The following is a 16111-nucleotide window of genomic DNA, read 5'->3' as shown; positions in this document are numbered from 1 at the left end:
CTACTGCGAGACGGCGTCCCACTGCCAGACCGCGGTGCCGGTGTCGCCCTGCGTGATCGTCGCACCGGCGGTGACCTGCAGGCACAGGTAGACGATGTCGCCCGGATCCATGGTGGCGGGCACGGCCGTCCCCCCGGCGAACGCGGTCTCATCGCATCCGAAGGTCGTCGTGGACACCGCGCCGAAGGTCAGCTGACCGGCGAGGTCACCCGTCACGACGGGCGCGACGGCGGTGAGTCCCGCGGGAGACGTGCTGGCCGCGGTCAGTTGCAGCGCGAAGGGCGCGTACACGACGTCGTCCGGCGCGAGGTTGTCGAAGCCGGTGCTGAAGGTCAGCACCGCCGCGTCGCCCTCCACGGCGTGGTCGGCCCAGGCCGCACCGTCGGTCGATCCCTGGAATTCGAAGGTTCCTGCGGCGAAGTCGCTCGTCGCGAACTCCGAGTCGTTCCACGCGGCAAGTGTCAGCGCGGATCCCACGCCGACGACGAGCCCACCGGCGAGGACGGCGTAGATCTTTCTCCGGGTCTGAGCAGCGCGCTCGGACCCCTCCAGAACAGTTCGTACCATGATTCCTCCTGGTCATCCTGCTCCCCCGCGTGCAGCATATACATAGGATTCATCCAGCAAAAGCCTATGTTCGACGGTGTCACCCGCCCGGGTGTGCACCTCCTCCGGGCTCCGCGGTACGGATGTCGGGAGAACGGACGGATGTCGGGAGACACGCCGCTCGTCGGGCCTGCACGCGTGCATCCGTCCGACCGGTGCTCCGCCCCCGCACTCGCGGCAGGCGCGTCTTCCCAGGCGACAGGGGTATGCTGGCCCGTTGGGTCGCTCGACCCGAACGAGTCCCGAAAGGCGGTGATGGCGATGTCCGGTGATAGTTACGACGCCGCCCTCGCTGCGTCGAGACTCCCTGCGTTCACGCGTTGACCCTCGGGTCCGCTCTCGCACGTCCTTCCCGCAGCCGTCGGCGGCGTCATCCGCCCCCTGACGAATCCGCGCACGGAGCTCTCTGCTGCCGTGCACCTGCGAGAACGGAGCCGCATCATGGCGCTCATCGACAACGGCGTGTACGTCCACGGACGTCGCGTGGAGACCCCGAAGAACCTGGACGAGACCTACCGGATGCTGGATGCCGCCGGCGGCATCGCCTGGATCGGCCTGTATCGACCCAGCCCGGAAGAGGTCGCGTCCGTCGCGCGGGAGTTCGACCTGCACCCCCTCGCGGTCGAGGATGCGCTCTCGGGGCACCAGCGCTCGAAGGTGGAGCGCTACGGCGACACCCTGTTCGCGGTGCTGCGGCCGGCGCGCTACCGCGACAAGGAGGAGTCGATCGAGTTCGGCGAGCTGCACCTGTTCGTCGGCCCCGACTTCGTGGTGACGATCCGCCATGCCGAGTCCCCGAACCTCGCCGCCGTGCGGATGCGCATGGAGGCCAACCCCGAGCTGCTCGCGATGGGCCCCGAGGCGGTGCTCTACGCGATCCTCGATGAGGTCGTCGACGGGTACGAGCCGATCGTGGCGGGCCTGCTGAACGACATCGACGAGATCGAGGACCAGCTCTTCGGCGACGGCGACGACGACAGCGCGCTCTCCCGCCGTATCTACGAGCTCTCCCGCGAGGTCATCAACTTCCAGCGCGCCGTGCACCCCCTGAGCGGGATGCTGGAGTGGCTGCGCCGCGGGTCGGAGAAGTACCGCATCGACGAAGAGTTGCAGCGGTCGCTGCGCGATGTGCTCGACCACACGATCCGTGTCAACGAGCGCGTCGACTCGTTCCGGGCGATCCTCGAGAACGCGCTGACCGTGCACTCCGCGCTCGTCGCCCGCCGTCAGACCGAGGCCGGGCTGGCGCAGAACGACGAGATCAAGAAGATCTCCTCGTGGGCGGCGATCATCTTCGCTCCGACGCTGGTCGGCACGGTCTACGGCATGAACTTCGACGTGATGCCCGAGCTGCACTGGGCCTTCGGGTATCCGATGGCGATCGGCGCGATGGCTGCGTTCGCCGTCGCGCTCTACGGGGTCTTCCGCTACAAGAAGTGGCTGTAGCGCCACCGCGACGGGCGGAGAAACTCGCCGTCGGGCGGAGGATCCAGGTGCATTCTTCCGCCCGACGCGGAGTTCTCCGCCCGACGATGTGTCTCACGAGGTCGCGTAACCTCGCAAGACGAGGCACAGGAGCAAAATGAACGACCAGCGCAGCGCGCAACCGCAGATCGGTGACAACCTGGCGTGGGGGAGTCTCTTCGTGGCGGTCGTGTCTGCGCTGGTCGTTCTGGCACGGACCCTCGAGATCGCGGGCTGCTCCGGTCACTGCGACTACCCGACACTCGAGACCGTAGCCCGCGGATTCTGGATGACCGACCTGATCGTCTTCATCGTCACCACAGGCGTGTACTTCTTCACGAGATCTCGACTCCGTTTGGCCTGGCTTCTCCCGGCAGCGGGCATCACGATCACACTGATCGCCCTCCTCATCACGAATCTCGTGATGAACGGCGCGCTGAACCTCGGATAGTCGCCCGCCGTCAAGAGGGGCGTATTGCGCGTCACAGAATATTGATATTCAATTCTCGGCGCACTGGTTCAATAGTTGACGTCGGGTTAGCTTCGTTGTGTGCCATGGATCTCTGGCACTCAACGATCGGAGCCCTATCATGCGCGTACGCGTGCGTAACATTGCCGCAGGAATCGTCGTCGGCGCGCTGCTGGCCGCAGGAGGAGCGTCGGCAGCCAGCGCCACAACGACATACCCTGAAGGCGGAACTCACAAATTCGGCGTTTACACCGGTAGCGCGGAAGAAACACACAATTACTCCAACTATTACCATCCGAAGAATTGGCACCGCTCGAGCGTGACGATTACCGGCAACCGCGACTACAAGTCGAGCGATCAACCCCGCGGCGTCTGGTCGAAGATCGACAAAGAGACAGGGTGGACGGGCAATAAGGCCTGGTACTACAGATACACGTACTAAAGCCGGTGAGGTTGGAAGTCGTGATGTCGTGCGTTGCCAGACTGAGCGCGGCCGCTGCGTGCGTCGCGCTCAGCCTGGCCTCATTGACCGCCTGCTCGCCTGGTGGGTCAACACCCGACGCCTCCATCGCCGAAGGGGACGTTCCGCGCTTCACGGGCACCTATGCGGACGAGTACCGAGAGACGTGGCTGAGTGCCGATATCGACTTTGTCCGCGATGTGATCCGCGATGAGGAGATCACCGAACAGGAGTGGGCGGAGGTGGTCAAGCGCTTCGACGATTGCCTCGATGAGCACGACATCGAACTCGTGGAGTACGAAGAGGACGGCGCCTACGGTGTCGAACGCGGCGCCGGTCTCTCGGACGAACGCGTGCAGGACGCGATGACGGAATGCGAAGGCGAATCCGGCGAGACGGTACTCGGCCGCCTGTGGCACAGCCAGCGGCAGAATCCGAGCAACCGCGACCCCAATGAACTCATCTACGACTGCCTCATCCGCTTAGGCGCGCTCGATCCGTCATACTCTCTGGAGAATTATCTTCGCGACAATCCAGAATTCGCATTCCCCTTCCTCACCGATGAAGGCCCCGACCTCTACGCCACGTGTTCGGCTGCGCCGCTGACCGCGACAGGTGACGAGTGAAGTGGCGGAACGTCGGTTTCGTGGCGGTCTGCGCGCTCTGTCTCTTGGCGCTCAGCTTCGGAGGCGGCTTGCTCGTCGTCTCATCGACGGTTCCCCCGTCCCTCGCCGGTCCTGCAGTGTCCGACCGCACCCCTGTATCCGAGCAGGACTTCGCAGACCCGCGCGCCGTTGATGTGGAAGTGACCGAGGTGCCACCCATGTCCTTGCCGACCAAAGTAGACGGAACCATCACAGCGGCTGCATGCAGGGCGGGTGGCGAACTCCTCTCCGGCGAATCGACGTTCGCCGTGCAGGGGACGGGACTCATCAACCTCGCAACCGATGAGCCACTGTGGCGGCCACTGCACGTGGGCGACCGCGGCGACGATGTCGCAGCGCTCCAGAAAGAGCTGGTGCGCCTGGGACAGGACATCCCCGTGGACGGGGTGTTCGGCACTCGCACGCTGAAGGCGGCAGCCGTCGTCATCCCGGCTGTGCGCCACGCAGACCACGTCGACCCCGCCCAGGTGCTCTGGTTGCCCGCCAGGGAGGCCGAGATCCTGAGTTGCCCGGTTCACCGCGGCGAAGACGTGATGGTGGGCGACCCCCTCGTCGAGATCGACGGCGGGGGAACAGGAATCATCGTGTCGAGGCTCTCGGAGGACGCCCTCCCGGGGCCGCGAGAACTGGTCGTCGATGATCTCATCATCCCGTTGTCCGGCGAAGGCGACATCGATAACGCCGGGCTGCGCGCAGATCTCCTCGCGACGGACGCCTATCGCGGCGCCAAAGGGGAGAGCGCGGTGACGAAGCTCCCCGGAACCGCGCGGCTCAGCGAAACGGTGAAGGTGTCTAGTGTTCCGCCGAGCGCAATCCTGCAGGGCGAGGGAGGCATGACGTGCGTGACCGATGGAGCAAAGACGATCCCCGTGCGGATAGTCGGGTCCGAACTCGGTCAGAGCTTCGTGTTGTTCGAGGGCAACACCGCGCCCGACGAGGTCGTGGTCGCCCCCGTTGCGGTCTCTGCCTCATGTCGATGACTTTGGACGGAGTGGGGCACCGTTTTGGCGACCGACCCTGGCTGTTCCGCAATCTCGATGTCACGCTGCATCACGGCCGGACCGTCGCGATCGTCGGTCCTTCCGGTTCGGGCAAGTCGACTCTCCTCGGCCTGCTGGCCGGATGGATTTCTCCGACGGAGGGCGAGATCTCGGGTCGAGCAGCCTCGGTCGCTTGGGTCTTTCAGAATCCGACGGGCGTCCCTGGGCGACGGGCAGTCGATCTGGTCGCGTACCCGTACCTCGCACGTGGACACACGATCGCAGAGTCGCAGCGGCGTGCACACGAGGGCATGGCGCGCCTCGGCCTGGAGACAGTGGCGGACCGACCATTCCGTTCGCTGTCCGGAGGAGAAGCACAGCGCCTCATGCTCGCGCGCGCGATTAGCATCCGTCCCGAACTGCTGCTGATCGACGAACCGACGGCACAGCTGGACCGGCAGACGGCGACGACCGTGAACGCCGCGATCGCCGAACTTGCCTCAGAAGGCATCGTCACGGTGATCGCGACACACGATGTCGACACGCAGATGGCCTGCACCGAGGTCATCGACCTCGGAGCGTTCACGGAACGGGGGCAGGATGCGCCTGCGCAGCATCCTGAGTGAGGCGCTCCGGAACATCACATCGGGCACGACGCGCGCAGGAACCTTCGCCCTGATCCTCCTGGTTCTCGGTGCCGGATTGGTCGCTGCAGACATCGCAGAGACCCGATCTCTGATCACAGAATCGGAGCACTATCAAGGCGTCGGGGCGTCCACCGTGACCCTCACGGCTCCCGATCGAGTCGACGGCCAACGCTGCGAAGCGCTTAACGACCTACCCGGAGTTCAGGGCGCCGGAGCGATGAAACCGTTGGCCTCACCCCTTTCCCTCGCAGCCTTGCCCGGGGCTCCGATGGCGCGATTCGACGTGACTCGATCATTCTCGGACGTACTGGCGATGGGCGCCGTATCCAACCGAGGCATCCTCATCTCTGAAGAGGTGTCGAGCACGTTGCAGCGATTCCGCGGAGACGCGCTGCCCCTCGATGGAGCGTCCGCCCGCATTCAAGGCGTCTTCGCCTACCCGACCGACGGACGTCGCCCCGGAATGGGATGGGCGGCACTCGTTCCGAGCACCGCGCGAGAGCGTTTCGATGAATGCTGGGTTCGTCAATGGCCTGAAGACCCGATGCTGAGGACGCATCTGCTGCAGGTCGTTATGCCGGGTACAGCATCCGATGGCGAAGAGCCCGTCGTCGCTCAGCTGAACACCACGTTGGGCACGCGGTTCACAGGAGCGGAGAGGTTCGAGCAACGCCTGCTTCGGCACGTTCCCGTCGCGTTGCTCTTGTCGGCGTTGCTCCTGGGCGCAGTGTCCGTGCGGCTGCGCCGCCTGGAACTCGCATCGAACCTTCATGCCGGTGCCCGTCGACGAGATGTCCAGGCGCAGATCATCTGGGAGACGGTGGCCTGGTCCGTGCCTGCCGCCACAGGTGCATTCGCCGCAGCGGTTCTCATGGCTGCTCCCGTCGGACAGGCGGATCAGTTCGCACTGATCGCTGAAGGTGGCAAAGGCGCGGTCGCCGTCCTCGCCGGCTGCATCGCAGGGGCATGGGCGATGGCGGCGGCGATCCGGCAGCACCATTTTTTCGTCTACTTCAAGGATCGAAGCTGACGGCCTGACCTCGCGCGTATCGTACGCACCACGGCCGGAAGCACGACCATCCCGAGCGCCCAGAACACCGCACCCCAGATCAGCGCGTCACCGATGAAGGGCAGCCACTCGTACGAAGTCGGATAGGGGATGCCGGTGCGACCGGTGAGCCGCAGGGCGACGTCGGCCGGATACGCGGTGAAGGGGTTCGACGAGTGGTCCTGCGTGATCCAGGTCAGCGGAAAGCCGAACGGCACGGATGAGAGGTCGGCATCGGATGCCACGGACACGCGTTGCGCGGTCGTGATCCACCAGGTCACCACGACGCCGACCGCCGCCGCGCCGATCGCGGACAGCAGGATGCTCCCGCGTCCCGGCCGGCGAGATGTAGGCGGTGAGGCCGAGCGAGAAGCGGCGATGTCTTCCACGCGACGAGATCAGTCGTCGGCGCGGCTGATGTGATCGAGGAGTTCGTCGAGGGTGTCGAAGTCGACGGTCTCGGTGCCGTCGAGCTCGCGCACCTCGACGCCCTCGACCTCGAGCTCCTCGTCGAGCTGCACGAGGATCCGCGAGTCCGGGAACTGCTTCGGCGCCAGGAACGCGAGCAGCACGGCATCGGCGAAGACGACGACCGATGTCGCCTCGAGGTCGTCGCGCAGGTCGATCTGCTCGATGACGGGCTCGTCATCGACGGCGTCATCGATGTCGGTGGCGACCTCGTCGACGATGGCCCGCCACCGGGACTCGCCGACCGAGAGGATGCGCGACACCGCCGCGATCAGCGCCTCGTGATCGACGTCCTCCGGGTGCTCGTCGAGTTCCGGGTCGACGTTCACGTTCACGACGGTGCCGGCCGCATCGATGCTCGCCCGTCCGTACACGAGGCCGTTCTCGGCGATCGGGTCTTCGAGCAGCCCGCTCTCGACGATGCGGGCGAGGAGCGAGTCGAGCACAGGCGAAGTCATGCCTCCAGTCTTTCGCATCCATCGCGTCATGGGGCGATCATCGTCGCAACAGCGGCGTGAGCACGACGCTGACGGCGGTGATCCCCGCCGCGACGAACAGCACGCCCGGAGTGCCGACACCGGAGTACCCGATCCCGGCGAGCACCGGACCACCGATCGCGCCGAGGTTCAACGCCGCCGTGGCATAGGCACCGCCGAGCACCGGTGCACCTTCGGCCTCACCGACGATGCGCCCGATAAGGGCGGAGCCGACCGCGAACGACAGCAGCCCGCCGATCAGCGCCCCGAGGAACACGGCCGACACCGACGAGACAGCGAGGCCGAAGACCATCCAGACGACGGTCGTGGCCGCGGCGCCGACCACGATCCATGTGCGCGCCCAGCGGGCACCCCATCGACCGGTGGCGGCCACCCCGAGGAAGGCGCCGATTCCGAACACGGCGAGGAGCAGCGGGATCCAGGCGGCATCGATCCCGGCATCCGCGCCGACGACGGCGAGGAACGTGAACACCCCGAAGGTCGCGGCGTTCACGAGCACGGCGAGCACCACGGCCACGAGAACCGGTCGCCGACGCAGCTCGGCGACCTCGGCGCGCACGTCGATCCGCGGCGAGCGCGGAACGGCGCCGAGCGTGCGGTCCAAGAGCAGCGCGACGACGGCCGGGAGGCAGAGCAGCACCACGGCCCAGAAGGTGGAACGCCATCCGAAGGCGTTCGCGAGCATCGCGCCGGCGGGGACGCCAACGATCGTCGCGAGCGTCGTGCCCGCGAGCAGGACGGCGACGGCCCTGGTCGTCTGCGCCGGCGCGACGATGCCGCGCACGGTGGCCAGCGCGATCGCCAGGAAGCCGGCGTTCGCCAGGGCGGCGAGCACCCGGGTGACGAGGAGCAGGGAGAACGACGGTGCGAGCGCACCGACCACGTGCGCGGCGATGAAGATCACGAGGAGCAGCACGAGGGTCTGCCGCGGACGCCAGCGGCTGGCGAACACCGCCATCAGCGGCGCGCCCACCACCATGCCCACCGCGAAGGCGGAGGTCAGCAGGGCGGCGGTCGGAGGGTCGACGTCGAGGTCGGCGGACAGCGGGAGCAGAAGACCGGCGAGCATGAACTCGCTGGTGCCCTGGGCGAAGATCGCCAGAGCGAGGACGGGGATGAGGAACGGCATGGAGCATCCAGACGCGCAGAGCCGCGGGCGCTGCGAAACGCGCCGAGCGGCGGGTGAGTGAGGTCGACGAGGATGCGGGGAGCGCACGACGTGCGCTCACACCCGCGATCTAGCGTCTATCCGACTCAGGGCTCACCCGCCCAGCGTATCCGACGAGGCTCAGCCTGTCGGCATCCGCCTCCGGCCGAACAGGGGCAGGTCGGCGATCACGATCACGAAGACCAGATAGGCGGCGCTGAACCCGACGATGCTCAGCACGGACCCACCCAGACGCAGGGCGACCTCGTAACCCTCAGCAGATCCCGCCGTCACCGCTGCCCGCGCGAAGACGCCGAGCCGCACCTGGTTCGTCACCAGGATCAGCACCGTGGAGAGGACCACCGACACGCACACCCGCACCCCGCTGACGCGGGTCGCCGCCAGGATCACACCCCCGAGCCCCCACAGCGGCGCGGCGAGGAAAGCCACCGGGGACTCGACCGCCGCGGTGAACGTGCCAGGGGTGATCGTGGGCAGCCAGAGGCGAGCGACCTCCGTTTCCAGAAAGACGACCTGCGGCACCAGGAAGACGAGCACGACAGCGGCGGCGATCAACCCCACTCCCACGAACAGCCGTACCTTCATCGCGAGTGAAGAGCGGCGAGGAGTCCTGACGCGAACGCGGGGAGGCAGCGAAGCGGTGCGTGACATCAGGCGTCCTTCGCGATCGGACCGGCCACATCGATCTCCGCGTTGCGGCGGGTCTTCGCCCACCCGTTCCGGCCCCGGACGATCCGATAGAGCGCGCGGGCACCCGTCAGATAGACGTAGTAGTCGTACACCCACATCCCGAATCCCCAGAGGACGCCCGTCCAGAATCCGGCATCGGGCTCGCTGTACCGACGGTAGAGCGGCCCCCAGATGAAGAAGGGGCCGATGCCGAAGAGGAGGAAGAGGATGGCGAGGACGGGCAGGAAGCCCCAGGGGAGGGCGAATGCCCCGGAGACCACTCCCACGATCGCCCCGACGACCAGGGTCACAGCGGCGAGGCTGGCCACCACCTGGAAGACCGGGAGAAGCAGGTAATAGCAGATCTCGAGAATGCCGGCGTTCGTGAGCATGGGAGATCGGACGATCTCGGGGATGTAGCGGATGCACTGCATGTTCCCCTGCGCCCAGCGCGTGCGTTGGACCGTGAACCGTCGGAAATCGTGCAGCGCCTCCTGGGCGACGTAGGTGTCGTGCAGGTGGCGGTTCTTATGCCCCGCCAGCAGCACGTGGATGCCCAGCTCGTAGTCCTCCAGAAGAGAGCCGTGCCACGGCCTGTCGGATCTCGCGGCGATGTCGTCCAGAACCGACAGGCGCGTGAACTGGCCGTTGCCGCCGAGGCCGACGGTCTCGGTCCAGCCGCGGAGGGATTGGATCGCGGCGATCGGCCCGCGGAACTCGAGGTCCTGCATCCGGATGAGGAATCGTCCGAACGTGTTGCGGGCCCACCCGGCGTCCGGGACCGGGCGCCGATCGTCGCGGTTCTTCATGTAGACGGTGACCTGCGCCGCCCCGACTTCGGGATCTCCGAACGCGTGGGGTGAGGCGGCCTTGCGGAGGATGTTCTCGGCCACCTCGCCATCGGCATCGACGACGCACACGACGACGCGCGAACGGTCGGTATCGGCGGGGAGGAACGCGTTCAGCGCGAAGTACGCGGCATTGAGCGCATCCCCTTTGCCGGTCCTCGCCTCGGGGCGCCGGCGCTGGACGAGGTGCACGAAGGCGTCCGCCTCGGCGGCCGACTGGACGATCGACGCGGTGCGGTCGTCGCTGTCGTCATCGATCACCCAGACGTGTGCCTCCGGCACCGTGGAGCGGAGCATCCGGATGGTTCGCGAGATGACGACCTCCTCATCCCGGCACGGCACGAAGATGTGCCATGCGAAGGCATCCACGCGACCATCGGGGTCCGGAGTGCGGCGGAGGAAGGGAACGATGATCATGAAGACGTAGACGAGGAACGTCAGCGTGACGATGAACGATATGGCGCTAGCGGCGACGAGCATCGCGACCTCGAACAGCGGCGGACATCCGACGACGCATCATGCACTCTCGTCACGGGCGGTCGAGACGGCGGATCGGATGTGCTCCGCGATGCGCTCCGTGGCATGGCCGTCGCCGAACGGCGACGGCAGGGCATCGAGGTCGGCGAGGGTGCGGGTCACCGTCGAGAGCAGGGCGGAGGTCTCTGTCGCGAGGGTCTGCGGGGTGACCAGACGGGTGAAGGAACCGAGCGCCTCGGGACGTTCGGTCGAGTCCCGGACCACGAGGACCGGGCGCCCGAGCACCGTCGCCTCCTCCTGGATGCCGCCGGAATCGGAGACCAGCACGGCGGCGTGCGAAGCGAGCGCGAGGAATCGCTCGTAGGTGTACGGCTCTTCGGCGATCAGCGCGTCGAGCAGGTGCTCCGCGTCGAGTGCCCTCAGCATCGCCCGGGTCCGCGGGTGCACGGGGAAGACGACCGGCCACCCCGATGCGGCGATGTCGTTGAGTGCGTGCAGCGTCGCGAAGAGGTTGTCCGCAGAATCGACGTTCTCCTGCCGGTGCAGGGTCGCGAGCACGTATTCCGCAGGCTCGACATCGATGCGCTCCAGCTCGTCGACGTCAGGGCCGGCGGCGGCGCGCTGCGTGCGGACGGCTTCGACCACGGGATTCCCGGTCACATGGATGCGCTCCTCGTCGATGCCCTCCGCGAGCAGGTTGGCGCGGTTCGCCTGGGTCGCCGCGAACAGGTCGTCGGCGATGTGGTCGACCATGATCCGGTTGTGCTCTTCGGGCATCCGGCGATCGTTGGCGCGCAGCCCCGCTTCGACGTGCCCGAGCCGCACACCCGAGGCGTTCGCGGCGAGCGCGGCCGCGATCGTGGCATTCGTGTCTCCCTGCACGACGACGTAGCTCGGCTCGACCTCGGCGATCGCCTGCGCGATCTGCTCGGCCCCGCGGCCGATCTGCGCGGCCCGCGGGAGCCCGCCCACACGAAGCTGGCGGTGCACCCGCGTGATTCCGCACGATTTCAGGAACACGGCCGACATGTCGCGGTCATAATGCTGACCGGTGTGGACGACGTAGGCGGCCTCGCCGAGGCTGCGGACCAGCGGGGCGAGCTTGACGATCTCGGGACGGGTTCCGAACACGATCATCACCGAGGACTTCGGCAGGTGGGCGGGCGCGGTCGGTGTCGAGCACTTGTTCATGGGTACCTCGATCGGCCCCCGGGAGGCTTCCCGTGGCCGACATGATGAGTGATTTCCGGTGGGTCCGCACCGACAGTACGTGTCGCCGCGTCCGCCCAGCGCGTGGATCCGGGCACGTATATCGACGTTCCGGCATTCGTCGACGGGAGCTGCTCCGCCGATAGGCTCGAGCCGTGTCGAACGCCGCATCCTCCGCCCCCGCATCCGCCGCCTCCGAGCTCGGTCGCCTCGCCGCCGCACTGGCCGATCCGGCTCCGCTGAACTGGATCATCACGGGCGACTCGATCACGCACGGCCTGGTGCACACCCAGGGCGGGCGCAGCTATCCGGAGCACCTGCACGAGCTGATCCGCGGCGAGCGGGAGCGCGTGCGCGACATCGTGCTGAACACGGCGATCAGCGGCAACCGCATCGTCGACCTGCTCGACGACTGGGACCGCCGCGTCGCGTCCTGGCGGCCGGATGTGGTCACCCTCATGATCGGCACCAACGACGCCTCGGACGGCGGCCCCCGCGAGGTGATCTCGGCGGCGGACTACGCCGCATCGCTGCGGGACTTCGTGGCGCGGGTGCGCGTGCTCGGGGCGATCCCCGTGCTGCAGACCCCGCCTGCGATCGACACCCGCAATGCCCCGGAGCGCGCGCGGATCGGCGAGTTCGCCCAGGCCGTGCGCGAGGTCGCCGCGAGCGAAGACGTGATCCTCGTCGACCAGTTCGCGCGCTTCGCCGAGCTCGGCGCCGGCGGAGTCCCCTGGGGACTCATGAACGACCCGTTCCACCCGAGCGCCACCGGCCACGCCGCCCTGGCCCTCGAGCTCGCGAACGTGCTCGGCCTGCGCCCCGACGGGCCTCGGGCGCGCACGCACGCCCTCCTCGAAGGCCTCGTCGCCACCGCGCGCGTCAACGGCTGAACAGCCCGGCCGACGGGTCGCCCTTCCGGGGTGAAAGCACTCTGGACGCTGGCCGCGGTGCGCCGCTAGGTTGAGCGCATTCGCAGTCGTCGAGAGGTGGGGGCATGTCTCACGTGGTGGCAACCGGGGCCGGCAAGGCCATGATGGAGCGTCGGAACGATCCGACGCACGACTACATCCTCGAGCTGACCGGCAAGGAGAGACCCCGGGTCCTCTTCGTCGGCACGGCGACCGGCGATGACGCCGCGTACATCCTGAGCTTCTATTCCACGTACGACTCGGACCGGTGCGCGCCGCACCATCTTCCGCTGTTCCATCGCGCGGTCGACGACCTCGCCGGCTTCGTGAAGGGCTTCGACGTGATCCACGTCGGCGGCGGCAACACCGCGAACATGCTCGACGTGTGGAAGCGGCAGGGCCTGGACGAGATCATGCGCGAGATGTGGGAGGACCCCGACTCGAACGTCGTGTTCACCGGAGGCAGCGCCGGCGGCATCTGCTGGTTCGAGGGCGGCACGACCGACAGCTACGGTCCGACCCTGCAGGTGCTGCCCGAGGGGCTCGGCTTCCTGCACGGCAGCTTCTGCCCGCACTACGACGCCGAGGATCAGCGGCGTCCGCTCTTCCACGCCTCGCTGTTGAGCGGAGAGCTCTCGACCGGATACGCGGTCGGCAACCTGCAGTCGCTGCACTTCGAGAACTCCGAGTTCGTCACCGCGATCAGCCCGGTCGAGGATGCTCTCGCGCTGCGGGTCGAGGCGATCGACGGGAAGATCGTCGAGACGCAGCTCGCGACGAAGGTGCTCACGGGGAACGCCCCGATCGTGAAGGGACCGTCGTCATGAACGACAACGTGTGGATCCTCATCGCGCAGCTGATCGTCGTCATCGGCGCGATCTACATGGGCACCCGCACGAGCGGGATCGGCCTCGGCGTCTGGGGCCTGGTCGGCGTGGCCGTGCTCATCTTCGTGTTCGGCGAAGCGCCGGGCAACGCCCCGGTCGACGCGGTCTTCATCGTCATCACGGTCATCACCGCGGCATCCACCATGCAAGCGGCCGGCGGCATCGACTGGATGGTGTCGGTCGCGGCGAAGGTGATCAGACGCAAGCCGAAATCGGTCGTGTTCCTCGCCCCGGCGATGTCGTTCCTCTTCACGGTCGGTGCGGGTACGGGGAACATCTTCTACCCGCTGCTGCCCGTGATCTATGACGTCTCGTACCAGCAGAAGATCCGCCCCGAGCGCGCCCTGTCGGTCTCGGCCGTCGCCTCGCAAGTCGGCATCCTGTGCTCTCCCGTCTCGGCAGCTACCGCCTCGATGGTCGTGCTGCTCGCGCCGCAGGGCGTCGACCTCGGCCAGCTGCTGCTCATCATGTGGCCGGCCTCCATCGCCGGGCTGTTCGTCGCCGCGCTCGTCATGATGCGCCACGGCAAAGACCTCGAGGACGACCCGGAGTTCCAGCGCCGTCTGAACGAGGGGCAGATCAAGCCGCCGCAGACCGACGCGCACGAGAACAAGCTTCCGAAGACCGCCGTGCTCTCGGCCACGCTCTTCCTCATCGGCGTCGGGGTGATCGTGTTCTTCGGCCTGTTCGAAGGGCTGCGTCCCGTGATCGGCACCGACGACGCCGGCGACCCGGTGCGTCTCAGCGTCACGGTCATCATCGAGGTCACGATGGGCATCATCGCCGCCCTGATCTTCGTGTTCTGCAAGGTCAAGGCCGCCGACGTCCCCAAGCAGCCCACGTTCCCCGCCGGCATCGTCGGGGCGATCGCCCTCTTCGGTATCGCGTGGCTCGCCAACACGTTCGTCGCGGCGAACCAGACGCTCATCGTCGACGGGCTCGGATCCGTCGTCTCCGGATCGTCGGCGTTCCTCGGGGCACTGCTGTTCGCGATGGCGCTGTTCGCGGTCGCGATGCTCACCACCAGCCAATCGAGTGCGACCAATGCGATCGTCCCGATCGGCATCACGATCGGGCTCCCGGCGCCGCTGCTGGTGGGACTGTGGCCCTCGACGATGGGCATCTACACCCTGCCCGCCAACGGCAGCCAGGTCGCCACCGTCGCCTTCGACCAGACCGGCACGACGAAGATGGGCAAGTACGTCTTCGACCACTCGTTCCAGCTGCCGAACCTCGTCTACGTGGGCGTCGCCATCGTCGTCGGGGTGGGCCTCTCGTTCCTCATCAGCTGACATGACCGACACCGTCGACCGTTCGGCGCTTCGCCAGTTCCTGCTCGGGCTGGCGCAGGGGATGAACGCGTCGGCGGAGTCCGTCGACCGCATCCGCGACACGCTCACCGCCGTCGCCCGGGCCTACGGTGGCGACGACACCGATTTCGTCGTGCTGCCGACGATCATCCTCGTCGAGACCGGGGAGTCGGATGAGTCCAGGGTCGCCATCCGCTCGGCGACCAACGCCTCGTTCCGGTTCGATCAGATCGCCGCACTGTACGACCTGATCGGCGAGGCACGGACCGGCGGCGTCCCACCGCTCGACGGCATCCGCCAGCTGAACGAGATCGGGGCGATGCGGCCTCGACTCGGCTGGTTCACGCGCACGCTCGGACACGGCGTGCTCACCGCGGGTCTCGCGCTGCTCCTGGCCCCGACCTGGCAGGGCGTGATCGTCGCGTTCATCCTCGGCTTCGGGATCGGACTGCTGAAGCTCGTCCGGTCCCCGACACTGCAGCTGATCCTGCCGATCGCGGCGGCGTTCGTGTGCGCGGGCGCGGTCTTCCTCCTCGCGGAGGTGATCGAGATCGGCGACCCCATCCGTCTGCTGATCGCGCCGCTGGTGACCTTCCTGCCCGGAGGCGTGCTCACCACGGCGACCGTCGAACTGGCCGCGGGGCAGATGATCTCGGGGGCCGCTCGTCTCGTCTACGGGTTCGTGCAGCTCGCTCTGTTGGCCTTCGGCATCCTCGCCGCCGGTGCGGTCGTCGGGGTGGAATCCCGGTCATACGAGCCGCTCCCCGCCTCCGCTTTCCTTCCGTGGTGGGTCGGCTTCCTCGGTGTCCTCGTGTTCGCGGTCGGCAACTACCTGCACTTCTCCGCGCCCGCCTCGACCTTCGGATGGGTGCTCCTCGCGCTGGTCGTCGCGTACGTCGGCCAGTGGGCCGGAACCGAATTCATCGACCCCACGATCGGGGGTTTCGTGGGAGCCGTCGCCGTCACACCCGTTGTCTTCTGGATCGCCGGGCTGCGCCACGGGGCTCCGTCGCAACTCACCTTCCTCCCCGCGTTCTGGCTGCTCGTGCCGGGGGCTGCCGGGCTCGTGGGCCTCACCGAGGCGTTCGCGACCGACAACGGGCTCGCCGACTTCACGGCGGCACTCACCTCGATCATGTCGATCGCCCTCGGCGTGCTGATCGGCACCGCGCTGTACCGGGTGGTGCATCACGGGGCCGAGGAGTTCGTGCAGTTCGCCGTGGCGCTGCCCGCCGCACCGGAAGCCGAACGGGAGCCGAGCTTCTGGTCGCGGATCGCTGCGCCGTGGCGGCGGCTGGGCCGGAACCGGGCGGATCGCCGGAGGTAGG

18 protein-coding genes are annotated in these 16111 nt (G+C 67.5%); 11 read left to right on the top strand and 7 right to left on the bottom strand.

The annotated features are described in order from the left end of the window. On the bottom strand, positions 1-567 hold the full coding sequence (locus CQ034_RS18325) for a SipW-dependent-type signal peptide-containing protein (RefSeq protein WP_105712209.1): 567 nt from the start codon (positions 565-567) through the stop codon (positions 1-3). 480 nt (positions 568-1047) lie between these two features. Here CQ034_RS18325 and CQ034_RS18320 point away from each other — a divergent pair, with 480 nt between their 5' ends. The 7 genes from CQ034_RS18320 (at position 1048) to CQ034_RS18290 (ending at position 6321) form a co-directional block, all read left to right on the top strand. Further along, positions 1048-2052, top strand: a complete 1005-nt coding sequence (locus tag CQ034_RS18320) for a magnesium and cobalt transport protein CorA (RefSeq protein ID WP_091027726.1) — start codon at positions 1048-1050, stop codon at positions 2050-2052. A 136-nt stretch (positions 2053-2188) separates the two neighbouring features. After that, positions 2189-2521 carry a hypothetical protein gene (locus CQ034_RS18315; RefSeq protein ID WP_105712208.1) on the top strand — a complete coding sequence of 111 codons (333 nt, stop codon included), beginning with the start codon at positions 2189-2191 and terminating at the stop codon, positions 2519-2521. A 139-nt stretch (positions 2522-2660) separates the two neighbouring features. Next, positions 2661-2981 (top strand): lactococcin 972 family bacteriocin, encoded by a 321-nt coding sequence (locus CQ034_RS18310; RefSeq protein ID WP_105712207.1) that lies wholly within the window; start codon positions 2661-2663, stop codon positions 2979-2981. Between the two features lie 11 nt (positions 2982-2992). After that, positions 2993-3625: a hypothetical protein gene (locus CQ034_RS18305; protein WP_146114881.1), complete on the top strand. Its 633-nt coding sequence runs from the start codon at positions 2993-2995 to the stop codon at positions 3623-3625. A 116-nt stretch (positions 3626-3741) separates the two neighbouring features. Next, positions 3742-4644: a peptidoglycan-binding protein gene (locus CQ034_RS18300; protein WP_146114880.1), complete on the top strand. Its 903-nt coding sequence runs from the start codon at positions 3742-3744 to the stop codon at positions 4642-4644. Beyond that, positions 4641-5270 (top strand): energy-coupling factor ABC transporter ATP-binding protein, encoded by a 630-nt coding sequence (locus CQ034_RS18295; protein WP_258134270.1) that lies wholly within the window; start codon positions 4641-4643, stop codon positions 5268-5270. Before CQ034_RS18300 ends, CQ034_RS18295 begins: the two co-directional genes overlap by 4 nt. After that, positions 5245-6321, top strand: a complete 1077-nt coding sequence (locus CQ034_RS18290; protein WP_105712203.1) for a hypothetical protein — start codon at positions 5245-5247, stop codon at positions 6319-6321. Before CQ034_RS18295 ends, CQ034_RS18290 begins: the two co-directional genes overlap by 26 nt. Here CQ034_RS18290 and CQ034_RS18285 read toward each other — a convergent pair. From CQ034_RS18285 to wecB, 6 genes are all read right to left on the bottom strand, one after another. Then, complete coding sequence (locus tag CQ034_RS18285) at positions 6300-6728, bottom strand: hypothetical protein (RefSeq protein ID WP_105712202.1); 429 nt, start codon at positions 6726-6728, stop codon at positions 6300-6302. The two genes, CQ034_RS18290 and CQ034_RS18285, sit on opposite strands and share 22 nt — an antisense overlap. A 9-nt stretch (positions 6729-6737) precedes the next feature. Then, positions 6738-7265, bottom strand: a complete 528-nt coding sequence (locus CQ034_RS18280) for a cytochrome C5 (protein ID WP_105712201.1) — start codon at positions 7263-7265, stop codon at positions 6738-6740. A gap of 37 nt (positions 7266-7302) precedes the next feature. Further along, positions 7303-8433, bottom strand: coding sequence for an MFS transporter (locus tag CQ034_RS18275; protein WP_105712200.1), 1131 nt, complete (start codon positions 8431-8433; stop codon positions 7303-7305). A 159-nt stretch (positions 8434-8592) separates the two neighbouring features. Further along, complete coding sequence (locus CQ034_RS18270; RefSeq protein WP_219860816.1) at positions 8593-9123, bottom strand: hypothetical protein; 531 nt, start codon at positions 9121-9123, stop codon at positions 8593-8595. Then, complete coding sequence (locus CQ034_RS18265) at positions 9123-10469, bottom strand: glycosyltransferase (protein ID WP_105712198.1); 1347 nt, start codon at positions 10467-10469, stop codon at positions 9123-9125. The genes CQ034_RS18270 and CQ034_RS18265 overlap by 1 nt, the downstream gene beginning before the upstream one ends. Before the next feature lie 36 nt (positions 10470-10505). Further along, positions 10506-11657 (bottom strand): non-hydrolyzing UDP-N-acetylglucosamine 2-epimerase, encoded by a 1152-nt coding sequence (gene wecB / locus CQ034_RS18260; RefSeq protein ID WP_105712197.1) that lies wholly within the window; start codon positions 11655-11657, stop codon positions 10506-10508. Positions 11658-11830: 173 nt separating this feature from the next. On the opposite strand from wecB, the gene CQ034_RS18255 reads away from it, so the two are divergent. The 4 genes from CQ034_RS18255 (at position 11831) to CQ034_RS18240 (ending at position 16110) form a co-directional block, all read left to right on the top strand. Next, positions 11831-12568, top strand: a complete 738-nt coding sequence (locus CQ034_RS18255; protein WP_105712196.1) for an SGNH/GDSL hydrolase family protein — start codon at positions 11831-11833, stop codon at positions 12566-12568. 104 nt (positions 12569-12672) lie between these two features. Further along, positions 12673-13413 (top strand): peptidase E, encoded by a 741-nt coding sequence (locus tag CQ034_RS18250; protein WP_105712195.1) that lies wholly within the window; start codon positions 12673-12675, stop codon positions 13411-13413. Then, positions 13410-14765, top strand: a complete 1356-nt coding sequence (locus CQ034_RS18245) for an anaerobic C4-dicarboxylate transporter family protein (RefSeq protein WP_105712194.1) — start codon at positions 13410-13412, stop codon at positions 14763-14765. The genes CQ034_RS18250 and CQ034_RS18245 overlap by 4 nt, the downstream gene beginning before the upstream one ends. 1 nt (position 14766) lies before the next feature. Beyond that, positions 14767-16110 (top strand): threonine/serine exporter ThrE family protein, encoded by a 1344-nt coding sequence (locus CQ034_RS18240; protein WP_105712193.1) that lies wholly within the window; start codon positions 14767-14769, stop codon positions 16108-16110. Position 16111: the final 1 nt, after the last annotated feature.

It is taken from the genome of Microbacterium sp. MYb45, from assembly GCF_002979655.1.
Classification (GTDB): domain Bacteria; phylum Actinomycetota; class Actinomycetes; order Actinomycetales; family Microbacteriaceae; genus Microbacterium.
Note: the sequence above shows the minus strand (reverse complement) of the source record. Positions and strands in the feature narration are given on the sequence as shown.

Coding starts and splice junctions, on each gene's coding strand:
- CQ034_RS18325 (WP_105712209.1), bottom strand. CDS start 567: ATGGTACGAACTGTTCTGGAGGGGTCCGAGCGCGCTGCTCAGACCCGG.
- CQ034_RS18320 (WP_091027726.1), top strand. CDS start 1,048: ATGGCGCTCATCGACAACGGCGTGTACGTCCACGGACGTCGCGTGGAG.
- CQ034_RS18315 (WP_105712208.1), top strand. CDS start 2,189: ATGAACGACCAGCGCAGCGCGCAACCGCAGATCGGTGACAACCTGGCG.
- CQ034_RS18310 (WP_105712207.1), top strand. CDS start 2,661: ATGCGCGTACGCGTGCGTAACATTGCCGCAGGAATCGTCGTCGGCGCG.
- CQ034_RS18295 (WP_258134270.1), top strand. CDS start 4,641: ATGACTTTGGACGGAGTGGGGCACCGTTTTGGCGACCGACCCTGGCTG.
- CQ034_RS18290 (WP_105712203.1), top strand. CDS start 5,245: ATGCGCCTGCGCAGCATCCTGAGTGAGGCGCTCCGGAACATCACATCG.
- CQ034_RS18280 (WP_105712201.1), bottom strand. CDS start 7,265: ATGACTTCGCCTGTGCTCGACTCGCTCCTCGCCCGCATCGTCGAGAGC.
- CQ034_RS18275 (WP_105712200.1), bottom strand. CDS start 8,433: ATGCCGTTCCTCATCCCCGTCCTCGCTCTGGCGATCTTCGCCCAGGGC.
- CQ034_RS18270 (WP_219860816.1), bottom strand. CDS start 9,123: ATGTCACGCACCGCTTCGCTGCCTCCCCGCGTTCGCGTCAGGACTCCT.
- CQ034_RS18265 (WP_105712198.1), bottom strand. CDS start 10,469: ATGCTCGTCGCCGCTAGCGCCATATCGTTCATCGTCACGCTGACGTTC.
- wecB (WP_105712197.1), bottom strand. CDS start 11,657: ATGAACAAGTGCTCGACACCGACCGCGCCCGCCCACCTGCCGAAGTCC.
- CQ034_RS18250 (WP_105712195.1), top strand. CDS start 12,673: ATGTCTCACGTGGTGGCAACCGGGGCCGGCAAGGCCATGATGGAGCGT.
- CQ034_RS18245 (WP_105712194.1), top strand. CDS start 13,410: ATGAACGACAACGTGTGGATCCTCATCGCGCAGCTGATCGTCGTCATC.
- CQ034_RS18240 (WP_105712193.1), top strand. CDS start 14,767: ATGACCGACACCGTCGACCGTTCGGCGCTTCGCCAGTTCCTGCTCGGG.